This window comes from Streptomyces sp. NPDC001902 (assembly GCF_042891295.1).
In the GTDB taxonomy this organism is placed as follows: domain Bacteria; phylum Actinomycetota; class Actinomycetes; order Streptomycetales; family Streptomycetaceae; genus Actinacidiphila.
On the sequence record NZ_JBIATA010000029.1, the window covers coordinates 61,334 to 75,289 of the forward strand.

Consider the following 13,956-nt stretch of genomic DNA (forward strand, 5'->3'; position numbering starts at 1 on the left):
GTCGGTGTCCTCGACACCTCCCGGATACGGAGCACCGATGCCCACCCCCCTGACCGACCCCCTGTCCCCCGGCACCCACACCTTCGAGGTGGACGGGGTGGCCCAGCGTTACCACGTCCACGGCACCGGACCTGTGTGCATCGCGCACTCCGGCGGGCCGGGCGTGTTCTGGGAGTACCTGCGCATGCCCGAGGTCGAACGGCACCTGACGGTCGTCTACCCGGAGCCGGTCGGCACCGGCGGCTCGGGCCGTCTCCCCTCGCACCCGCACGGCTACACCCGTGAGCGCTACAGCCGGTTCCTGGACGCGCTCGTCGACCACCTGGGCGCCCCTCGCGTGCACCTCCTGGGGCATTCGCACGGCGGCTTCGTCGTCCAGTACCACGCGCTGCACCGGCCCGCGCGTGTCGCCGGGATCGTCCTGTACGACAGCGCGCCGGTCACCGGCCCCGAGCACGGCGCCGAGGCGATGCGCATGGTCGAGGAGTTCGCCGCCCGGCACGCCGGTCACCCCGGTCTGCCGGAGGTCCTGGAAGCCTTCCAGAAGGTGTCCGCCATCTCCGACGACGCGGGTATGACGGCGGTCCTCAAGGGGCTGCTGCCCGCCTACTTCGCGGACTACTGGGGCCGGGAGGAGGAGTTCGCGCCCCTGAGCGCCGCGGTGTCGGGCACGCACATCTCGGGGCTGGGCGAGGACCTGGTCCCCGATGCCGTCGACGACCGCGGGCGGTTGGGGGCGCTCACCGTGCCGGCGCTGGTCGTGGTGGGCCGGTACGACGTGGTCTGCGGGATGCGCTGGGCCGGTGAACTGCACGAGCTGATCCCCCAATCGGAGCTGCTGGTCCTGGAGAACAGCGGGCACTTCGGCCACATCGAGGAGCCCGGCCGCTTCGCGGAGGCCGTGGTCGGCTTCGTGACCGCCCGCGAGCGGGCGGTCCCCGCGTGACAGCCCCCGCGTGACGGAACCGGTGAAACGGGCGCGACGCGACGGCCGCGCGGCCGTCGCGTCGCAAGGCTGAACGGGCCTCACCCGGCCGGTGGGACCGGGCCGGCGGATGGAGGGACGCCATGGCGTCCCGGCCACCGCCGGCCCGGGCCGTCACCGGGGCCGCGGCCTCACGTGATGACGTCGTACTCCCCGTAGGAGTGCTGGGGCGTCATCGTGGCGTCGAGCCCGTTGGTGACCCAGGTCCCCAGGACCATCTCCGCGGTGATGCCCGGGCCGAAGCCCGCCAGCAGTCCGCGGTGCCCGTCGAGGGCGGAGCCCTCCTCGAACATCCGGTACAGGGCGTCGAGCACGACGGCGCTCGCGATGTTGCCGTACTCGGTCAGCGTGGCCCGGCTGAAGCGGAACGACTCCGGCGGGACCCCGAGGAAGCGGCAGAGGTCGTCCAGGATGCGGGGACCGCCGGCGTGGATGATGTAGTAGTCCAGCTTGGCGGCGTTCCACGCGTGGTCCTCCGCGACCTGGCGCAGCACCGGTGCCAGGGGCTCCATGGTGCCGGGTACGCGCTTGTCGAGCTGGAAGTGGAAGCCCGTCTGGCGCACCGCGTAGGAGATCCACTCCTCGGTGTCCGGGATGAGGTAGGAGGCGTTGCGCTCCAGCCGCATCCCGGTGCCGCCGCTGCCCCGGACCACGGCGGCGGCGATGCCGTCGCCGAACAGCCCGTTGGACAGCAGCGTTCCGACGCTGAGGTCCGTGGGCTGGTAGCACAGCGAGCAGAACTCGCATGCCACGATGAGGGCGTTGGCCTCCGGGTACGCCGTGCAGAAGTCGTGGGCGCGGTTGATGGCCGCGCCTCCTGCCGCACATCCGAGCTGCGCGATGGGCAGCTGGCGGGTGTCGTGGCGGAATCCCATCTTGTTGATGAGCCACGCCGTCAGCGACGGCATCATGAAGCCCGTGCACGAGACGTACACGATGATGTCGATCTCGTCGGGCTCCAACTCGGCCTGGTCCAACGCCTGTCGTATGACGGCCGGTACCCGCGCCTTCGACTCCGCCTCGTAGATCTGGCTGCGTACGTCGAAACCCGGATGTTTGAGCACCTCTTCGATCGGCTGGATCAGGTGCCGCTTCTGAACGCCCGTGTTCTCAATGAGCCTGAGGGTCAGGCCGAGTTGCGGGTGGTCCTTGTGCAGCCGTCGTGCCAGCTCAAGCGTTTGTTCGCAGGTGATAACGTTGTCGGGAACCGAGATCACCGGCTTGCACAGAACAGCCATGCGTGGCTCCATTTCCTGCCCCTCGGCGGGCTATGGTCCATGTGGCGCGCTGCTCCGGGATTTCCGGAGCAGGCCCGTACCTGTCACGAAAATGCGGTAGGGGGTACGAGCGCATTTCATGTGCGCGCCCACAGAAGGCCTGACGTTCACGAGGTCCCGGCAAAAGACGGTTCACAAAAGGGGACCGGCTGCTGTCGAAGTGGATTCATGGCCTGTTCAGATTTGCGTCCACCAGGAAAACGTACGTCACTTGGGCGGATTTCGCATGTCGGAGCGGCCCGCACCCGCCGTCACGAGGGAGAACGCGACGGAACCGGCCCCGCACCCGTGCGGGTGCGGGGCCGGGACGGAGGCCGGAGCGGGGCCGGAGCGGACACAGGTCACCAGGCGACGTGCAGGGCCACCGGGTAGCGCCAGATCGACGTGGCGCTCCAGCGGACCTCGTCGGCGGGCTTGGCCAGCCTCAGGTCCGGGAAGCGGCGCAACAGCTCCCTGAAGGCCACCTGGAGCTCCATGGTCGCCAGCGGCGCGCCGAGGCAGTGGTGACCGCCCCAGCCGAAGGTCATGTGGGGCGTACCGGCGCGGTCCAGGTCCAGCTCGTCGGGGCGGTCGAACTTCTCCGGGTCGCGGTTCGCGGTCAGGTACGAGACGTGGACGACGTCGCCGGCCCGGATCAGCACGCCGCCCATCTCCACGTCCTCCACGGCGATCCGCGGGATGCCGACGCCCTTGCGGAACGGGATGTACCGCAGCATCTCCTCGATGGCCTGCGGGATGCGGTCCGGCTGCTCGCGCAGCATGGCCAGCTCGCGCGGGCGGGTGAGCAGGGTGTAGGCGATGTTGCCGATCTCGTTCGACGTGGTGTCCTGGCCCGTGATGAGCAGGACCATGGCCATGACGGCGAGTTCCTTGTCGTTGAGGATCTCGTCCCCGTCACGGGCGGTGGCCAGCACGCTGACCAGGTCGTCGCCCGGGCGGGCGCGCCGTTCGGCGGTGAGCTTGGTGAAGTACTCCCGCAGGTAGGCCTTGGAGTGGACGGCGTTGTCCCGGTTGTCGGGGCTGAAGTCCATCATGGTGCGGGCGTGGCCCCGCAGCTCCCAGCTGTCCTCGTCGGGGATGTCGAGCACCTCGCAGATGGCGGCCAGCGGGAGCGGCGCCGCGAGGTGCTCCACGAGGTCGGCCGGGGAGCCGCTCTCCTCCATGCCGTCGAGCAGTTCGGTGACGACCCGCTCGATGCTGGGGCGCATGTGCTCGACGTTCCGGGGCGTGAAGCCCTTGGAGACCAGCGAGCGCAGCCGGCTGCTGTCCGGCGGGTCCATCACGTTGATGGCCTCGTCCTGGACGATCGGCTCCGGCGTCATGCGGGGGAAGTCCTTGCCGACGACGGCGGCGCGGCTGAAACGCCGGTCGGTCGTCACCGTCCGCACGTCCTCGTACCGCGTGACGAGCCAGGCCTCACCCTCGCCGTGCGGCAGCTTGATGCGGGAGATCTGCTCGTTCTCCATGAAGTGCTTCAGCTGCGGATCGAACTCGAGGGCTTCGGCGAAGTCGAAGGGGCAGTTGTGCGCGGAGGAACCGGATTCCATGCGAATACTCCAGTGCACCTGGGCGTCGGGGGGACATATCACAACCAATCCCCCGCGCGCGCAGGTGACCACTGCAGGCAGCCCATCCGGGCGACCCGTGCCCATGAGGGTGCCGCGCCCTCGGGGACACAGGGCGCGGCACGTGCTCGGGCTCACCGGCCGTCAGTAGTAGTGGCGGCGCCCCGCGACGGCGTGTCCCATGGCACCCAGGACCCAGAGCACGAGGCCGATGACCACGAGGATGGCTCCCAGGGTCCACAGGATGGAGATTCCGGCGAGGAATCCGATGATGAGCAGGATGATACCGAGGATGATCATGTTGTACTCCCTTGCGCGGCCCTGGTCGCCGTTGCCCTGTGCCGGGCCGGTGGCACCGGGGGTGCGAGCCCCGGGGCGGTGACCGCACGGTGCGCGGTCACGCCGGGCCTCGCTCAGCCGGGACCGGCCGTCGGCGTCGCCTGCCGTCCACGCCTCCGACGTGAACCTGCCGGCATCGCGTTCACCCCCATTCCTACAGGGATCGGCTACCCAGGTCTTCGCGTTTCATGACCGCCGGATTCGGCCGGAGTGATGTCCACCGGGACCATCGCCCTCACGGTGAGAGCGCTCTCAGCAGCGCGAACGTGGTCGCCAGGACCACGTGACCACGCCACTGACGGCTCCCAACACCCGCTCCCCGGCTGTCGTTTCCCGCCCGCGGCACAAGCCGGGCCGCCCGCGGCCGACGCCACTGACTCCAAGCAGTGAAGGCAGGAAACCGCGCGCGACTTCTTTTGTTCCATGTATTGACCGCGGTTCACCCTGGCGGGAAGGTGTTCCCGCCATATGAGAGCGCTCTCAGCCGCTCTCCACCCGGAACCGCACCCTTCCCCGGCACCGATCCCGAGGAGGCATCACCCGTGACCGCGCGTACGACCACCGGCAGGCGCCACGCCACCGGACCGCTCACCCTGGTGGTGGCCGCTGCAGCCACCGTGACCGCGCTCTGCCTGGGCCTGCTCGGCTCGGCCAGGGCCGCCGTCCCGCCGGCACCGTCCGGCTGGACCACCGTCTGGAGCGACGACTTCAGCGGGGCCGCCAACACCCTCCCGTCCGGCGACAACTGGATCATCGACACCGGCACCAGCTACCCCGGCGGCGCCGCCAACTGGGGCACCGGCGAGGTGCAGACCTACACCTCCAACACCGCCAACCTCCGCCAGGACGGCTCGGGCAACCTGCGCATCACCCCGATCCGGGACTCCGCGGGGAACTGGACCTCCGGGCGCGTCGAGACCCGCCGCAGCGACTTCGAGCCCCCGTCGGGCGGCAAGCTCCGCATCGAGTCCCGCATCCAGATGCCGAACGTCACCGGCGCGGCCGCGGCCGGCTACTGGCCGGCCTTCTGGACGCTGGGCGCGCCCTACCGGGGCAACTACTGGAACTGGCCGTCCATCGGCGAGTTCGACCTGATGGAGAACGTGAACGGCGTCAACCAGGTCTGGGGCACGCTGCACTGCGGCACCAACCCGGGCGGCCCCTGCAACGAGACCAGCGGCCTCGGCACCACCCGCGCCTGCCCCGGCAGCGCCTGCCAGGGCAACTTCCACACCTTCGCCTTCGAGTGGGACCGCAGCGTCAGCCCCCAGCAGCTGCGCTGGTACGTCGACGGGGTCCAGTTCCACTCGGTGAACGCGAGCCAGATGGACGCGTCCACCTGGAACGCGGCCACGGGCCACGGCCACTTCATCCTGCTGAACGTCGCGATGGGCGGGGCCTTCCCCGACCCGGTGGCGGGGTACAAGACGCCGACGGCCTCCACGGTCTCGGGCGTACCCATGCTGGTCGACTACGTCGCGGTCTACAGCTCCGGCGGCGGTGGCACGCAGCCCCCGACCTCTCCCCCGCCGACCGGGGGCACGGGCAGCGCCTACGGCACCCTCCAGGCCGAGTCGTACACGCAGCAGTCCGGCACGACCGTCGAGACGACGACGGACAGCGGCGGCGGCCAGAACCTCGCCTCGCTCGCGAACGGCGACTGGGCGCTCTACCCGGGCGTCGACTTCGGGACGACCACGGCCCGGCAGTTCAAGGCCCGGGTCGCCTCCGGGGCCGCGGGCGGCGTCAGCGGCCTGGTCGAGGTCCGGCTGGACAGCCGGAGCAACGCCCCGATCGGCAGCTTCTCCGTCGCCAACACCGGCGGCTGGCAGAGCTGGACGACGATCCCCGCGAACATCTCGGGCATCACCGGCAAGCACGACGTGTACCTGACGTTCAGCAGCGGCCAGCCGGCCGACTTCGTGAACGTCAACTGGTTCACCTTCAGCACCACCTGACCCCCCACGCCGCCCGCGGCGTCCCAGGCCGGCTCCGGCCCGGCCGGGGACACCGCGGGCGGCACCCTGCGCCACGGCACACACAGGGCGGCAGGGCGTGCCGACAGCCGTGTCAAGCCCCGGCCACGGCAACCAAGCTTCGCCGGGTGGTGGCGCACGGCACCTGTCCGGCGCCGCGGAGTGCCGACATGCTGTTCCCATGTGGATGTTCCTGGTGCCCCTCGTCCTGGTCGTGGCGCTCGCTTCCTGGGTCGACTGGAAATCCCGCCGGCACGGCGAGCATTCCTATCGCGACGGCGCAGCCATGTCGCGGGACGTACGGGACGCCCGCCGCGACATGCACGCCTGGAAAGCGGGGTCCCTGGGACACAGCGGCGAGGACATCTCGTGGATGAAGAGGCGTTCCTGACCCGCGGCCCCAGCCGCGCGTCCGCGCCTTCCGAGCGGGCTGCAGGCCGCGGACCGCGGGCCTCAGGCCAGGAACGCCGCGGAAACGAGGGCCAGGGCCCCACCGGCGGCTCCGGCACTCACGAGCAGGGCGAGCACGGCGTACGCCCTGTCCCGCACCGAACGGGCGAGCGCGACGGGGAGCAGGACACCCACGCACAGGTAGCACCAACCGGCCGTCGTTCCCGCCCCGCTGCTGGAGTTGTCGTCCGTCGCGAGCGAGAGGAAGTAGGCGCCCTCGATGAGCCACACCGATCCGGTGACGCCCGCTGCCGCCGTCCGGATGCGCCGGCGGCCATCGCGCAGCAGCGCACCGGCCGCCCCGAAGACCGGACCGGCGATCGCGCCGGTGACCAGCCAGATCGCCACGAATCGCGCCTCGACGGGGAAGCCGCGCAGCTCTGAGGCGACGGAGTACCCCAGTACCAGGCCCGCCTGCGACAACAGCCCCGCCATGGACGCCCTCGGCCAGTGGCCACGGGCACACAGACCCATGAGGAAGGCGGCCATGACCCATGAGGAGCCCGAGTTGACCAACGCGTGCCAGCCGCCCGGTGCGACACCCTGACCGAAGGACGTCAACGCTCCCCCGATCAGACCGACCGACGAAGCGAGCGCGGCCACCGGCCACGCACGGAGGCCGGTTGAGCGGCGGACGGTCGTCGGCGCCGGGGACCCAAGTACGGACAAAGCGGCACTTCCCATCGAGTTGCGTCAAGCGAGGTCGCAGGTAGACGAGATGGGCCACCGGGATGTGACCGCCTGGAGCCTGCGGATCGACGGCGTCCCGACTGCCGCCGGAAGAAAGCGGGATGTGCCGATGCGCGGACAACACACGGAGCGCACAGGATGGCAAGATCCTGACCGTGAACCCAGACCTCGGACCGGGTGAGGCCGACCGTATCCTGGACGACGCTCTCCGCCTCGTTCACGCACAGGTGCCGGAACTCGTCGCCGAACGCGTAGTTGAGGGCGGGACCGCTTCCGGCTCCGTATCGAAGGGAGCCTCGAAGCGGTTGACGTCGACTGCCAGGCGGACGGTCGGCCTGTGTTCATCGTCTCCGACGAGTACTCGTGGATTCAGGCGGACGATGCCATCACGACCGCCCGGGCCATCCTCGACCTCCTCAAGGCGTGAGCACGGTGGCGCCGGCTGCCGCTGCGGGCAGGCCGGCCGGCCTGCCGGCAGCCAGGCGAACGCCACCACCAGGGCGGCCGCTCAATCCGCAAGCACGACCTCGGATCGCAGGACCGAGTACACGACCATGTCGCGCCACTTTCCGGCACGGAAACAGGCCCCGCGCTGCACACCCTCGCGCGTGAAACCGGCCGACTCCAAGGCCCGCTGCTCCGCGACGTTGGCGACGTCGGTACTCGCCTCGACCCGGTTGACCTTGGTGTGCGAGAAGAGGTACTCAGCCAGCTGACGCTGGGCATGCTTGCCGTATCCCTTGCCGCGCTCCGCCGCCAGCAGCGCGATGCCGATGTTCCAGCACGGTGAGGCCGGGCCGAGCATGACCTGGTGCCACTGCACCTCACCCACGAAGCAGTCGTCCTTCCCGACCACGGCGAGCCGGCCGCCCTCCTGGGAGAGGAAGCCCTTCTCCGACCACTGCCGACGGAGGGCCCCCGGGTTGCGGTGACCGAAGAAGGCCGACTCCGCCGCCTCGTCCGGGTCCTCGAAGAGACGTTCCAGCAGGTCCAGGTCGCGCTCGACGATGGGGCGCAGACGCACGGGGTTCGACATGGCGGCCAGATTAGCGCCGCGAAAGTTCGCGGGCAGCATCGAGTCGGGCGGCGGGACCTGCCCTTCGGGGATCCCCTCGGAATTGATCATCTAGGCGTCGCGGCGCCGGTCCCGGACCTCGGGGAGTCGCCGGAAGCCGGCTGACGTGTAGGTGGCGACGGCCGCGACGTTGGAGCTCGGGGTGCAGACGATCGCGCTCGACGAGCCCAGCCCCTGGAGTGCGGCGGCCGCGGCGAGGGTGATCGCCTGGCCGTGGCCGTGGCCGCGGTGTTCCCGGTCCACGCCCATCGGCTCGAGCAGCCCGGGCTTGCCCGGACCGGCCGACCACACCGTCGCCGCCGCCACCGCACGACCCCGGTCGTCGTACGCGACCAGACACCGGGCCTCGGCGTACGGCAGTCCGGCGGCCATGGCGTGCCAGCGCTCCTCCGTGAACGACGACCTGTCGAACGACGCCCGCTGTACGGCGGCCCGCACCTGCGCCTGCTCCGGCCGGACCACTTCGACCCGCACGCCTGGGTCCTCCACCGGTTCCGTGAGGTCGCGGCGCAGCGGCGTCCACGGCACGTCGGGCTTCCAGCCGTGCTCGGACAGCAGATCGTGGACCAGCGCACCCTTGGGTGCCTCGACGTACGCCTTCCCCTCCGCCAGTACGCCGCGCTCCGGCTCGGTCACGTCCTCGACCAGTTGCCGCGCCAACTCCTCGTCCCGCTGCGCGTCCGGGGCGATGGTCAGCCGCAACAGCTCGGGCCCGTCCAGCAGCCCGACGGCGAGGATCCTTCCGTCCCGGCCCCAGGTCCGGACCGCCGCGGCCGTCGCCTCCGCACCGAACCGCCAGTACCAGCCCAGATCCCCCGGATGCAGCTGCATCGGCGCCCCGTCGTCCTGCCACTCCCGCAGCACGCCCACGGCCTCGCCCAACCCGTCGACTCCCGGCGTGCCCGACACGATCGCCATGCCCCGATCCCACACCACCGCGCGGGCAGCTCGCACCTGGTTTCCGGCCGGCCGGCGTGGAGGCGCCGGAGGCAATCACCGGCGGGCCGCTCAAGGGAGGGCCCGGGCCGCCGGCCCTACCCGCCGGCGGCTCCAGCGTGTCGTGGGGCGACCGCAAAGCCTCCGTAACGGCATGAGGGGCTCCTCTAAGCTCTGCGCATGACGGCCCGTCACCATGCCCTGGGCCAGCAGGAATCCGCACCCCCGTCGAACGCGCTGTGGCGCAACCGGGACTACGTGGGGTGGTGGGTCGGTGAGACGGTGTCGGGATTCGGTACCGCTCTGTCGGCCTTTGCGTATCCGCTTCTGATCCTCACAGCGACCGGATCCGCGGCGAGCGCGGGTATCGTCGGCTCGACCGTGAGCATCGGCGCCCTCACGACGATGCTGGTCGGCGGCTCGCTCGCCGACCGCCGTTCACGGCGCATGCTTCTCCTGGCAGGTTCCCTGCTGCAAGCTGTCGCGGTCGGCTCCGTCTGCTGGGCTGTGGCCTTCGACCATGTCAATGTCGCGTATGTCGCTGCGATCGGGCTGTTCCAGGGCTTTGTCGGGGGATTGACCTCCGGTGCGTCTCGTCCGGCCCTTCGGCGAATTGTGCCGCCGGAGCAGCTTCCGACGGCCTTCTCGCAGATGCAGGGTCGCGACATGGCGGTCAGACTGGCTGCGCCTCCTACCGGGGGCTTCCTGTTTTCCCTTGCGCGTTGGGTGCCGTTCCTCGGGGACGCCGTCTCCTTCCTCGTGAGTGCCCTGGGTGTGCTGTTGATCCGTCAGCCGCTGGGGCCGGACGTCAGGGAAGCGCGGAGGGAGTCCGTCGTGGCGAGCATCCGCACGGGACTCGCATACGTTCGCCGTGATGCCTATCTGCGGTTCCTGACGATCTACACCGCCACGTTCAACGCAGCGGTGGCCGGCATGTTCCTCCTGGTGATCGTGCTGGTCCGTGGTCACGGTGGCGGCCCGATGCTTGTGGGCTGGGTGAATTCGACCGGTGCTGTCGGAGGTCTCGCCGGAGCCGTCTTCGCAGGCCGTGTCACCAGGCGCTTCCACGGCCGTGCCATCGTGGTCCTGCTCTCGTGGGTCACCGTGGTGGTCTTCGCGGCGATCGGGGTCGTCCCCCTGCCGTGGCTGATAGGTGTGCTGGTGGCCGTGCTGCTGTTCCTGGTGTCGCCGATCAACGTCATCTTCGCCACGTACGAGACCCGGATGATCCCGGACGAACTCATGGGCCGGGTCAGCAGCGCGATCGACTTCGGCGCCTCCTCACTGCGATGGCTGGGCCCCCTCTCCGCGGGAATCCTGTCATCCGCGTTCGGCCCGACCACCGCAATGCTGCTCCTGACGGCAGTGGTCGCCCTTGTGGCCGTGGGTACTCAAGTCGCCCGCGGACTGCGCGTGCTGGACGTACCCATCGGTGATGTGCGACCCGGCAGCGCCTGACGGCGGGCCCGTCCACCGATGAACGCCCCTGCGACGAGCCGTCACCGTCATGGCTAGGGTGGACGGCTCCACGGCGACCGACCGGGCGTCCGCGGAACCGGAGGAGGGGATCAGCGATGAGTGCCGGGTTCAGGGCGGCTTACGACCTCGGGTTGGGGGTGGCCCTGCTGCTGGTGGCGCTCAACGTGGGCGATGCGGCGGGGCGGCTTCACCGCTGTGCGGCGCGTCATCCGAGGGCCGGCGCCGTCCTCGCTCCCGTGGTGCTGAGGGCCGTGGGTGCGGTCTTCGGTGTGATCGGCACGACGATCGGCGCGGTCCGGCTGGTTCATGCCGCGGCATAGGTGCTGACCGCGACGCCCGTCACGCATCCTTCGGGCGCGCGATGAGGAGGGCCACGTCGTCGCGGTCGGCGGGGTGGCGCAGCGCGGCGAGGAGGCGGTCGCAGGTTTGCTCGACCGGTTCGTCGGGGGCGTCCAGGAGGCGGAGGAGGTCGTCGAGGCGCTCGTCGATGGCGCGGTCGCGGGTCTCGACCAGACCGTCGGTGTAGAGGACGAGGCGGTCGCCAGGGACGAGGTCGACGGTGGTGGTCTCGAAGGGCACGCCGCCGACCCCCAGGGGGGTGCCGGTGGGCAGTTCGAGCAGCTCCGGGCGCTTGCCGGCGCGGACGACGACCGGGGGCAGGTGGCCGGCGTTGGCGAGGTGGCAGACTCCGCGACCGGGGTCGTGGATCGCGTAGACGCAGGTCGCGATGTAGGGGTCCAGCCCGTGGGTGATCCGGTCGAGGTGGCCGAGGACCTGGGCGGGGTCGAGGTCGAGGCCCGCGAGGGTGGAGGTCGCGGTGCGCAGGCGTCCCATGGTGGTCGCCGCGGGGACGCCGCTGCCCATGACGTCGCCGATGACGAGGGCGACCCTGCCGTCGTCGAAGGGGATCACGTCGTACCAGTCGCCGCCCACCTCGCTGCTGGCCTGCGCCGCGCAGTAGCGGGCGGCGAGTTCGAGGCGGGGGTGGGCCGACGGAAGTCGCGGGAGGAGGCTGCGCTGCAGGGTCTCGGCGGTGCTGCGCAGTTGCTGGTGGAGGCGGGCGTTGTCGATGGACACGGCGGCGCGGGAGGCCAGTTCGCAGGCGAGGGTCTGGTCGTCCTCGTCGAAGGGCTGCGGGGTGCGGGCCCGGGCCAGGCCGAGGACGCCGAGGATCCGGCCGCGGGCGATGAGCGGTACCGCCATGGCCGTGTGGACGCCCGCCCGGGCCAGCAGCGCGGCGGCGTCGGGGTCGCGGGCGATGTGCACCAGGCTCCGCTCGTCGGCGTGGGTGATCAGGCCGGGGCGGCCGGTGTCCAGGCACCGGGCGGCCAGGTGGTCGGGGCCGTAGGAGACGAGGCTGCCGGGCCGGCCGAAGGCCCCTGCCGCCTCACTGGCCTCGGTGCACTTGGAGGACAGCGCGCGGAAGCGGGGGCGGTCGTGGCCGGGCTCGCCGCCGTCGTCGCGCAGCGCGGAGTCGAGGACGTCGACGGCGGCGAAGTCGGCGAGTTCGGGGACGACGACGTCGGCGAGTTCCCGGGCGGTGTCCTCCACGTCCAGGGACGTGCCGATCCGGGCGGAGCTGTCGGCGATCACGGCGAGGCGCGCCCGGGCGCGGTCGGCCTCCTGGGCGGAACGGTGCCGGTCGGTGACGTCCACCACGGAGGTGGCGATGCCCAGGACGTGCCCGTTCCCGTCCTCCAGCCGGAAGTACGAAACCGACCAGGCGCGGTCGGTGGCGGGGTCCGCGGGCGTACGGCCGACGACGTACCGGTCGACGATCGGTGTGCCCGTCCGCAGGACCTGCCGGATCGCGTCCTCCGCCATGCGGAACCTGGCCCCAGGGAGCACCTCGCGGAAGGGGCGCCCGATGTGGTCGCCCTCGGCGAGGCCGTGCATCTCGGCGAGGGCGGGGTTGACGGAGAGGTAGCGCAGGTCGGTGTCGAGCACGGCGAGCCCGATCGGGGACTGGGAGACCAGCTGGAGGGAGAGGGCCAGGCCGCGTTCCAGGCGCTGCAGTACGGGCCGGTCGGTGGCGATCCCCAGCGCGTAGACGCGGCCGCGGCTGTCCGTGAGGCGGACGTTGCGGAACTCCGCCAGCCGGGTGCTGCCGTCCTTGTGGCGCACGGGGAACGCTCCCGACCAGCTGCGGCCGGTCTCCAGCACCTCCGCGAACAGCCTCATGGCGTCGCCGCGGTGCTCGGGCCGGACGAGCAGCGGCGCGGCGTACTGGCCGACGGCCTCGCCCGCGGTGTAGCCGAACAGTTGTTCCGCCTGCGGGCTCCACATGTCGATGCGCCCGTCCGACTCGAGCAGCACCGCGGCGACTCCCAGGAGGTCCATGAGTCCGCTGGGGCCGAGTGCCCTGGCCTCGAGCTGATCGGTCCCGAGCGGTGTCCGCGCTTCGCTCATCGCAGGCTCCCTCTTCGCCCGCCCCCTGGCCGATCCCTTCCGCTTTCCCGTCCGTCCGCCTACCCCGGCTCCGACGAGTGAGTCCTGCTCGTGGACGCCTCCGGCGGCCCCTGGACGGCCAGGTTTCCCGGGCCCGCTCCCGGGCAGGCGCCCATATCGCACAAGAAGCCCACAGAAGAGGGAAAACCCATGGCTGCAGATTTCCCGGGCGGCCGCCGCGTCCTGGCGGTCGTCTCCAACTACGGGGTCGAGCAGGACGAGCTGGTCGTCCCCGTCGAGCACCTGCGTGACAAGGGCGCCGAGGTCACCGTCGCCGCGACGCGCCGCGACGCCGTACGCACCCTGGTCGGGGACAAGGATCCCGGCAAGGTCGTGGAGCCGGACATCACCCTCGACGAGGTGGACCCCACCGGTTTCGACCTGCTGCTCATCCCCGGCGGCACGATCAACGCCGACAACCTCCGCCTCCAGGGGAAGGCCATGGACGTCGTGCGCGCGTTCGCCTCCTCGGGGCGTCCGATCGCGGCGATCTGCCACGGCCCGTGGGCGCTCGTGGAGGCGGGCGTCGCGAAGGGGAAGACGCTGACCTCGTACGCCTCGGTGCGGACCGACCTGCTCAACGCGGGCGTCGCGTCCTGGGTCGACGAACCCGTGGTGAGCGACGCCTCCGCGGGGTACCCGCTGGTCACCTCGCGCACACCGGAGGACCTGGACGCCTTCCTGGGCGAGGTCGACAAGCTCCTCGTGGGCTCCGCCGGCTCCTGAGCACCGTCGC

Annotated in this window: 13 protein-coding genes; 6 read left to right on the forward strand and 7 right to left on the reverse strand. The window is 71.1% G+C overall.

The genetic code is table 11. The annotated features are described in order from the left end of the window. The first annotated feature begins 37 nt into the window (after window positions 1-37). Window positions 38-946: an alpha/beta fold hydrolase gene (locus ACFYYN_RS35140; RefSeq protein ID WP_500548931.1), complete on the forward strand. Its 909-nt coding sequence runs from the start codon at window positions 38-40 to the stop codon at window positions 944-946. A gap of 170 nt (window positions 947-1,116) precedes the next feature. Here ACFYYN_RS35140 and ACFYYN_RS35145 read toward each other — a convergent pair whose 3' ends face one another. From ACFYYN_RS35145 to ACFYYN_RS35155, 3 genes are all read right to left on the reverse strand, one after another. Next, on the reverse strand, window positions 1,117-2,223 hold the full coding sequence (locus ACFYYN_RS35145; RefSeq protein ID WP_500540047.1) for a type III polyketide synthase: 1,107 nt from the start codon (window positions 2,221-2,223) through the stop codon (window positions 1,117-1,119). Between the two features lie 380 nt (window positions 2,224-2,603). Further along, the gene (locus ACFYYN_RS35150) at window positions 2,604-3,809 is read right to left on the reverse strand and encodes a cytochrome P450 (RefSeq protein ID WP_500548932.1); all 1,206 of its coding nucleotides are present in this window, start codon (window positions 3,807-3,809) and stop codon (window positions 2,604-2,606) included. A 162-nt stretch (window positions 3,810-3,971) separates the two neighbouring features. Beyond that, window positions 3,972-4,127 carry a DUF6131 family protein gene (locus ACFYYN_RS35155; RefSeq protein ID WP_499509195.1) on the reverse strand — a complete coding sequence of 52 codons (156 nt, stop codon included), beginning with the start codon at window positions 4,125-4,127 and terminating at the stop codon, window positions 3,972-3,974. 581 nt (window positions 4,128-4,708) lie between these two features. Here ACFYYN_RS35155 and ACFYYN_RS35160 point away from each other — a divergent pair. Both ACFYYN_RS35160 and ACFYYN_RS35165 read left to right on the forward strand, forming a co-directional pair. After that, window positions 4,709-6,124: a glycoside hydrolase family 16 protein gene (locus ACFYYN_RS35160; RefSeq protein WP_500548933.1), complete on the forward strand. Its 1,416-nt coding sequence runs from the start codon at window positions 4,709-4,711 to the stop codon at window positions 6,122-6,124. A 199-nt stretch (window positions 6,125-6,323) separates the two neighbouring features. Beyond that, window positions 6,324-6,533 (forward strand): hypothetical protein, encoded by a 210-nt coding sequence (locus tag ACFYYN_RS35165; RefSeq protein WP_500548934.1) that lies wholly within the window; start codon window positions 6,324-6,326, stop codon window positions 6,531-6,533. A gap of 62 nt (window positions 6,534-6,595) precedes the next feature. Here ACFYYN_RS35165 and ACFYYN_RS35170 read toward each other — a convergent pair whose 3' ends face one another. From ACFYYN_RS35170 to ACFYYN_RS35180, 3 genes are all read right to left on the reverse strand, one after another. Continuing rightward, window positions 6,596-7,276, reverse strand: a complete 681-nt coding sequence (locus ACFYYN_RS35170) for a DUF6518 family protein (protein ID WP_500548935.1) — start codon at window positions 7,274-7,276, stop codon at window positions 6,596-6,598. A gap of 514 nt (window positions 7,277-7,790) precedes the next feature. Further along, the gene (locus ACFYYN_RS35175; RefSeq protein WP_500548936.1) at window positions 7,791-8,318 is read right to left on the reverse strand and encodes a GNAT family N-acetyltransferase; all 528 of its coding nucleotides are present in this window, start codon (window positions 8,316-8,318) and stop codon (window positions 7,791-7,793) included. A gap of 90 nt (window positions 8,319-8,408) precedes the next feature. Continuing rightward, complete coding sequence (locus ACFYYN_RS35180; protein WP_500548937.1) at window positions 8,409-9,275, reverse strand: GNAT family N-acetyltransferase; 867 nt, start codon at window positions 9,273-9,275, stop codon at window positions 8,409-8,411. Window positions 9,276-9,473: 198 nt separating this feature from the next. Between ACFYYN_RS35180 and ACFYYN_RS35185 the strand changes: the two genes are divergently transcribed. Further along, window positions 9,474-10,751: an MFS transporter gene (locus tag ACFYYN_RS35185; RefSeq protein WP_500548938.1), complete on the forward strand. Its 1,278-nt coding sequence runs from the start codon at window positions 9,474-9,476 to the stop codon at window positions 10,749-10,751. A gap of 116 nt (window positions 10,752-10,867) precedes the next feature. After that, window positions 10,868-11,092: a hypothetical protein gene (locus tag ACFYYN_RS35190; RefSeq protein ID WP_500548939.1), complete on the forward strand. Its 225-nt coding sequence runs from the start codon at window positions 10,868-10,870 to the stop codon at window positions 11,090-11,092. A 19-nt stretch (window positions 11,093-11,111) separates the two neighbouring features. Here ACFYYN_RS35190 and ACFYYN_RS35195 read toward each other — a convergent pair whose 3' ends face one another. Continuing rightward, the gene (locus ACFYYN_RS35195) at window positions 11,112-13,181 is read right to left on the reverse strand and encodes a SpoIIE family protein phosphatase (protein WP_500548940.1); all 2,070 of its coding nucleotides are present in this window, start codon (window positions 13,179-13,181) and stop codon (window positions 11,112-11,114) included. A gap of 189 nt (window positions 13,182-13,370) precedes the next feature. Between ACFYYN_RS35195 and ACFYYN_RS35200 the strand changes: the two genes are divergently transcribed. Next, window positions 13,371-13,946: a type 1 glutamine amidotransferase domain-containing protein gene (locus ACFYYN_RS35200; RefSeq protein WP_500548941.1), complete on the forward strand. Its 576-nt coding sequence runs from the start codon at window positions 13,371-13,373 to the stop codon at window positions 13,944-13,946. Window positions 13,947-13,956: the final 10 nt, after the last annotated feature.